Source organism: Mesorhizobium sp. M7A.F.Ca.US.002.01.1.1 (assembly GCF_004022955.1).
Classification (GTDB): domain Bacteria; phylum Pseudomonadota; class Alphaproteobacteria; order Rhizobiales; family Rhizobiaceae; genus Mesorhizobium; species Mesorhizobium ciceri.
The window spans coordinates 1-5395 of the sequence record NZ_RZQE01000408.1 but is presented as its reverse complement, the minus strand read 5'-3'; the positions used below and the strand labels follow the sequence as shown (position 1 = coordinate 5395).

The 5395-nt window shown below is 63.5% G+C and carries 8 protein-coding genes and 2 pseudogenes; 6 read left to right on the top strand and 4 right to left on the bottom strand.

Annotated elements, in window-relative coordinates; translation table 11 throughout:
* Nucleotides 1–272, bottom strand: a pseudogene (locus EN932_RS28090) (aconitate hydratase); the annotation flags it as partial.
* Nucleotides 273–552: 280 nt separating this feature from the next.
* Between EN932_RS28090 and ccmA the strand changes: the two are divergent.
* The 4 genes from ccmA to EN932_RS28070 all read left to right on the top strand — a co-directional run bounded on the left by ccmA (nucleotide 553) and on the right by EN932_RS28070 (nucleotide 2722).
* Nucleotides 553–1176 carry a heme ABC exporter ATP-binding protein CcmA gene (ccmA, locus tag EN932_RS28085; protein WP_013528829.1) on the top strand — a complete coding sequence of 208 codons (624 nt, stop codon included), beginning with the start codon at nucleotides 553–555 and terminating at the stop codon, nucleotides 1174–1176.
* Between the two features lie 28 nt (nucleotides 1177–1204).
* Nucleotides 1205–1870 (top strand): heme exporter protein CcmB, encoded by a 666-nt coding sequence (ccmB, locus tag EN932_RS28080; RefSeq protein ID WP_013528830.1) that lies wholly within the window; start codon nucleotides 1205–1207, stop codon nucleotides 1868–1870.
* A gap of 112 nt (nucleotides 1871–1982) precedes the next feature.
* A complete protein-coding gene (gene ccmD / locus EN932_RS28075; protein ID WP_013528831.1) occupies nucleotides 1983–2150 on the top strand; it encodes a heme exporter protein CcmD in 168 nt (55 codons plus the stop codon).
* Entirely contained in the window at nucleotides 2147–2722 is a 576-nt protein-coding gene (locus tag EN932_RS28070; RefSeq protein WP_013528832.1) for a DsbE family thiol:disulfide interchange protein, read from the top strand. The genes ccmD and EN932_RS28070 overlap by 4 nt, the downstream gene beginning before the upstream one ends.
* A gap of 158 nt (nucleotides 2723–2880) precedes the next feature.
* Here the strand turns inward: EN932_RS28070 and EN932_RS28065 are convergent, their stop codons facing one another.
* Nucleotides 2881–3048 (bottom strand): hypothetical protein, encoded by a 168-nt coding sequence (locus EN932_RS28065; protein ID WP_013528833.1) that lies wholly within the window; start codon nucleotides 3046–3048, stop codon nucleotides 2881–2883.
* 259 nt (nucleotides 3049–3307) lie between these two features.
* Between EN932_RS28065 and EN932_RS28060 the strand changes: the two genes are divergently transcribed.
* On the top strand, nucleotides 3308–4228 hold the full coding sequence (locus EN932_RS28060) for an SMP-30/gluconolactonase/LRE family protein (protein WP_013528834.1): 921 nt from the start codon (nucleotides 3308–3310) through the stop codon (nucleotides 4226–4228).
* Nucleotides 4229–4304: 76 nt separating this feature from the next.
* Nucleotides 4305–4511 carry a 4-oxalocrotonate tautomerase family protein gene (locus EN932_RS28055; protein WP_013528835.1) on the top strand — a complete coding sequence of 69 codons (207 nt, stop codon included), beginning with the start codon at nucleotides 4305–4307 and terminating at the stop codon, nucleotides 4509–4511.
* A 209-nt stretch (nucleotides 4512–4720) separates the two neighbouring features.
* Here the strand turns inward: EN932_RS28055 and EN932_RS28050 are convergent, their stop codons facing one another.
* Together EN932_RS28050 and EN932_RS39780 are read right to left on the bottom strand one after the other, a co-directional pair.
* Nucleotides 4721–5251 (bottom strand): NADPH-dependent FMN reductase, encoded by a 531-nt coding sequence (locus EN932_RS28050; RefSeq protein WP_013528836.1) that lies wholly within the window; start codon nucleotides 5249–5251, stop codon nucleotides 4721–4723.
* 40 nt (nucleotides 5252–5291) lie between these two features.
* Nucleotides 5292–5395 (bottom strand): annotated as a pseudogene (locus EN932_RS39780) (pyridoxamine 5'-phosphate oxidase family protein); the annotation flags it as partial.

Sequence of the window (5395 nt, the reverse complement as noted above, 5' to 3'; positions counted from 1 at the left end):
ATCAGCACGCGGGCCGGGCGATAGGCGATCTCGACGCCGGCGGTGCCCTTATCGGTCAGCCAGCCGGCCACCGCCTGGATCGATTCCTTGGTGACGGAGCGGCCGTCTTCGTTGCGCAGCAGGTTTTCCAGCAGCACCTTCATCGAATAGGGCAGTTGCGAGATGCCGGTAAGGCCGTTCTTTTCGGCCTCGATGAGATCGAAATAGGCATATTCAGCGCCGCCTGCGGTCAGCGTGCGGCGGCAATTGAAACTGTCGAGAGATTTTGACACGTGCGATCCTTGTCTGTTCAGCCTGAAAGGGAACGGACGCCGATGGCATGCAATCACGCGCAAAGGTGCGGGTACGGCCATTTCCGCTGTCCGTTCCCAAGCAACCCGAGCCGTTCAAGGCGGCGCGTGCGCTGGTTCGGCGCTAATTCTGTTCCCGTGCCGACCGCTGGCACGGATGCACCGCATATAGAGAATTTTCTGGAATAGTTCTAGACAGTTGGAAAGCAATTTTGTGCGATGCGGCAGCGGCCGCGACACATGGTTTCAGGGCAGGCGAGGAATGCGGCTGATCGCCGAAAATCTGGGCGGCGAGCGAGGCGGCGACGCGGTGTTTTCCGGCATCGGCTTTGCCTTGGAGCAGTGTCAGGCGCTTATCGTCACCGGGCCGAACGGATCGGGCAAGTCGACCTTGCTGCGGATCATCGCCGGGCTGCTGCCGGCGGCGGAAGGCAGCGTGAGGATTGAGGGCGTCATGAAGGTTGAAGACGGGGGCGAAGCGTTTCCGTCTGTCGCCTCGGCCTGTCACTATCTCGGCCACCAGAACGCAATGAAGCCGGCGCTCAGCGTGGCGGAGAATTTGCGCTTTTGGCGAGACTTCAATGGCGACGGACAGCTCGGCGTCGAAGAGGCGCTGGAAACGGTCGGGCTCGGCGGCATCGGCCACCTGCCGTTCGGCTATCTATCGACCGGGCAGCGGCGCCGCGCGGCGATCGCCAGGCTTTTGGTCAGCCACCGGCCATTGTGGCTGCTGGACGAGCCGACGGCGGGGCTGGACAAGGCGGCGGAGGCGCGGTTTGCGGGGTTGATGGCGAGGCATTGCGCGGATGGCGGGATGATTGTCGCGGCGACGCATCTGCCGCTCGGGATCGAGGGGATGGAGTTGAGGATGGGGGAAGCCGGTTGATGGTGTCTGGGCGAAAGCATCTCAAACCATGCTAGCGCTCTTCCTGCGCGACATCCGCCTCAACATCCGTGCCGGCGGCGGAGCGCTGACCGGGGTCATCTTCTTCCTCGCCGTCATCGTCACCATCCCGTTCGGGGTCGGGCCGGACCTGAAGCTGCTGGCCCGCATCGGACCGGCCATCCTGTGGATCGGTGCGCTGTTGTCCTGCCTGCTCGGGCTCGACCGGTTGTTCCAGGCCGATCGCGAGGACGGTTCGCTCGATCTCCTGGTGCTCGGCAACGATCGCCAGATGCTGGCTCTGACAGTGCTGGTGAAATGCCTGGCGCATTGGGCGGGCAGCGTGCTGCCGCTGGTCATTGCGGCTCCCTTGCTCGGCCTGTTCATGAACATGGAGCCGCTCGGCATCGGCGCCACGGCGCTGACGCTGCTGGTCGGCACGCCGGCCATCACGTTCATCGGCGCCGCCGGTGCGGCGGTGGCGGTGGCGCTGCCGCGTGGCGGGCTGCTGATCTCGGTGCTGGTGCTGCCACTGACCATCCCGGTGCTGATCTTCGGCGTTTCGGCAAGCTATGGGGCGACCGCCAATCCCGACCCGTTTCTGCAGCCCTTCCTCATTCTTGCCGCGCTGACCCTGTTTCTTGGCGTGCTGGGTCCGGTCTCGGCGGCGCTGGCGCTGCGCCATGGCACGGATTGACGCGGCGTATGACTGCGGATTGCGAAGCCGACGGAGCGAGGCTAAGGAAAAGCATGTCTAGACTGGGCGACATGATCGGCTTGGAAGGCCCCACCTCAGCGGGGCCTGCCGCATGAGTGCGCATGCACTCTACGTGACCGCCGCCTATGGCATCACTGCCGTGGTGCTCGCCGGATTGATCGGCTGGATCCTGCTCGACCAGCGGGCGCGCAAGCGTGAGCTTGCCGAACTGGAGGCGTCCGGCGTGAGGCGTCGCTCCGACAAGGTCGCCAAGCCATGAGCACCGAAACGGAAACGCCGCCGCCCAGTCGTCGCCTGTTCGTGCTTCTGCCGCTGCTGATCTTCCTCGGCCTGGCCGGACTGTTCCTGTCGCAGCTGCTGTCGGGGCGCGATGCTTCGGAAGTGCCGTCGGCCCTGATCGGCCTGCCTGCGCCGCAAACCAGCCTGCCGGCGCTGGAGGGCTCAAACCTGCCGGGGCTCGATTCGAAAACCTTCGCCGGCAAGGTCACATTGGTCAACGTCTTCGCGTCGTGGTGCGCGCCATGCCGCGAAGAGCACCCGGTGCTTCTGGCGTTGTCGCAGGATAAGCGTTTCACCATGGCAGCGCTGAACTACAAGGACCGGCCCGAAAACGCACGCCGGTTCCTCGGCGATCTCGGCAATCCGTTCCAGGCGATAGGGGTCGACGAAGCGGGCCGCGCGGCGATCGACTGGGGCGTCTACGGCGTGCCGGAAACTTTCGTCATCGGCAAGGACGGCAAGATCGCCTACAAACATGTCGGCCCGCTGACGCCCGAGACGGTGCAGGCGTTGCTGTTGCCGCAGATCGACAAGGCACTGGCGGCGCGTTGATATTCAGGTGATGCCGGCCTGCAAACAGCGGCTTCCTGCGCGTCCGGTGCTCGCGTACCAAAAGTACGCTCCGCTCCGGTTCTCGGAAACCACCGTTTTCGACTCGGCCTGACCTGAATCTCAACGCACCTTGGCGGCGCGTCTTATCGGGCTTGAGATCAGCCGTAGATCTGCTTGTGGATCTGGTAGAGCATTTCCGAGCGGTCGGCGCGCATGTCGGCCAGATCGCGGCTGGAAAAGCTGTCGATTTCGGCGACAAGGCGGTTGTAGTGCTTGCGCTTGGCAATGCTGTTGCGAGCGCGGGTCATGAGACTGTCGAGGATCATAGCAAGGTTCCTTTTTGGCGCCGCATTTCGGCGGCGGTTTCTTCCTCCCTTGATCGATACGAAGCATGACATAGTAATGGTGCATTGCAAAAAGAAGATGTTGCAATGCACCATTGCGCTGGACGCATAGCCGGTTAATGCGGCGCTAACGTCATGCGCAGAGCCGGCAAGCGATCTTTTGTGGGACACTGTGCGTACCCACATTGCCTTCTGTCCCTCCGGCTGGCTTGATCCCTCTCATTGATGCCGGGAGGAAAGCATGGCGGCCGCAGACTATTATGAAATTCTCGATCCGCGCTTCGCGCGCCTGTTCAACGGCAACGCGCAGGTCGAGAAGCTATTCACCGGATGCCAGTGGGCGGAGGGGCCGGCCTGGTTCGCCGCCGGCCGCTATGTCGTCTGGTCCGACATCCCCAACAATCGCATGCTGCGTTATGACGAGACCGACGGCAATGTCAGCGTCTTCCGGCAGCCGTCCGGCAACTCGAACGGCAACACCGTCGACCGGCAGGGCCGGCTGATCACCTGCGAGCATTCGGGCCGCCGCGTCAGCCGCACCGAGTTCGACGGCTCGGTCACCACGATCGCGGCCAAATGGAAAGGCAAGCGGCTGAATTCGCCCAACGACGCGGTGGTGAAATCCGACGGTTCCATCTGGTTCACCGATCCAAGCTACGGCATCGATACGGATTATGAGGGCGACAGGGCTGAGAGCGAAATCGGCGCCTGCCACGTCTACCGGGTCGATCCCGGCACCGGCGAGGTCGAAGCCGTCATCACCGACATGGTCAGGCCTAACGGCCTCGCCTTCTCGCTGGACGAGAGCAAGCTTTATGTCGTCGATACCGGCCGCACGCATGGCGCGCAGAATCCGGCGCATATGCGGGTGTTCAATGTCGGCAAGGGCGGCAAGAAAGTCTCCGGCGAAAAAGTCTTCGCCGACTGCACCGCCGGCCTGTTCGACGGCTTCAGGCTCGACGAGGACGGCCGCATCTGGACCAGTGCCGCCGATGGCATCCATTGCTACGATCCGGACGGCACGCTGATCGGCAAGGTCAAGGTGCCGGAAGTCACCGCCAATTGCGTGTTCGGCGGCAACAAGCTGAATTGCCTCTACATCGCCGGCACCACGTCGCTCTACATGGTGCGGCTGATGGTCAACGGCGCCAAGACATACTGAGAGTTGAACACTGGCGACCGTTCGACGGTTTCATCGAAGCGGGTCGTGAGCACGAACATCCCCGGGAGGACAAGAAATGCCATTCGTCAACATCCGCATCGTCAAGGAAGTGATCGCCGCCGATCCGGCGGGCAAAAAGGCGGATATCGCCAAGAAGGTCACCGCGGCCATCATGGACGCCACCGGGCTGAGCAACGACGATGTCTGGGTGGTTTTTGAAGAGGTCAACGCCCGCGATTGGTACGTGGGGAAGACCGATGTGGAGACGCTGCGAAAGGGGTAGTGCGCGATCTTTCCTTCTCCCCCTTGTTGTGGGAGGTGGATCGGCGCGCAGCGCCGAGACGGTTGAGGGGTGGGTGACGGATTGCCGTCGGTGCCAAGCTGGAACATCCCTCATCCGACCTCGCTTCGCGAGGCCACCACCCTGGGGCGAGCAACGGGTCTCGCCCCGTCCTTCAGACCCACAAGGGGAGAAGGAAGAGAGGCCGCCGCTCAACGCGAGCGGATAAACTCCGCGAAGGCATTCAGTGCATCATGCATCGCCTGCCGGTTCGCCGGCGCCGCCAGGATGCCCGCCACCTCCGGCGGCTTCCTGCCGAGCAGGGCGATCTCCAGCACATCGTCGTAAAGCGCGAACGACATGGTGCGCATGATCTCGGCCAATGCGGCGCGGGCGAACAGCGAGCGCGGCGAGGCGTGTACCAGCATGGCGGGCTTGGCGACGGCGGCATCGCGCGAGACCAGCCAGTCGAGCGCGTTCTTCAGCCCGCCCGGCACGCCATGGGCATATTCCGGACAGGAGACGATCAGGCCGTCGGCTCGACTGACGGCATGGATCAGCTTGGAGGCTTCGAGCGGCGTCCGCTCGCCTTCATCGTCGGGATTGAAGATCGGCAAACGGCCAAGCCCGTCATGGACGGTGACGCGGCAGCCGGACGGCGCTTCGCGCGCCAGTGCGGCGATCAGCGCCGAATTTGTGGAGGCCGCGCGCAGGCTGCCGGAAATGGCAAGGATGTTCAGCAAGGTATGGAATCGGTCCAGACGCGAATCGCGTCCGCAAAAACTACCACATCGTCTTCTTGTATTCCTCGTCGAGCCAGCGGTCGGTCGCCTCGGCGGAATCGGCAACCGCCAGCTGATCGCGCATGATCTGGCCGAGCGTCGGCA

Excerpts from the sequence above, each read along its gene's own strand:
- EN932_RS28065 (WP_013528833.1), bottom strand. The coding sequence starts at position 3,048 with ATGATCCTCGACAGTCTCATGACCCGCGCTCGCAACAGCATTGCCAAG.
- EN932_RS28055 (WP_013528835.1), top strand. The coding sequence starts at position 4,305 with ATGCCATTCGTCAACATCCGCATCGTCAAGGAAGTGATCGCCGCCGAT.
- ccmA (WP_013528829.1), top strand. The coding sequence starts at position 553 with ATGCGGCTGATCGCCGAAAATCTGGGCGGCGAGCGAGGCGGCGACGCG.
- EN932_RS28060 (WP_013528834.1), top strand. The coding sequence starts at position 3,308 with ATGGCGGCCGCAGACTATTATGAAATTCTCGATCCGCGCTTCGCGCGC.
- ccmD (WP_013528831.1), top strand. The coding sequence starts at position 1,983 with ATGAGTGCGCATGCACTCTACGTGACCGCCGCCTATGGCATCACTGCC.
- EN932_RS28070 (WP_013528832.1), top strand. The coding sequence starts at position 2,147 with ATGAGCACCGAAACGGAAACGCCGCCGCCCAGTCGTCGCCTGTTCGTG.
- ccmB (WP_013528830.1), top strand. The coding sequence starts at position 1,205 with ATGCTAGCGCTCTTCCTGCGCGACATCCGCCTCAACATCCGTGCCGGC.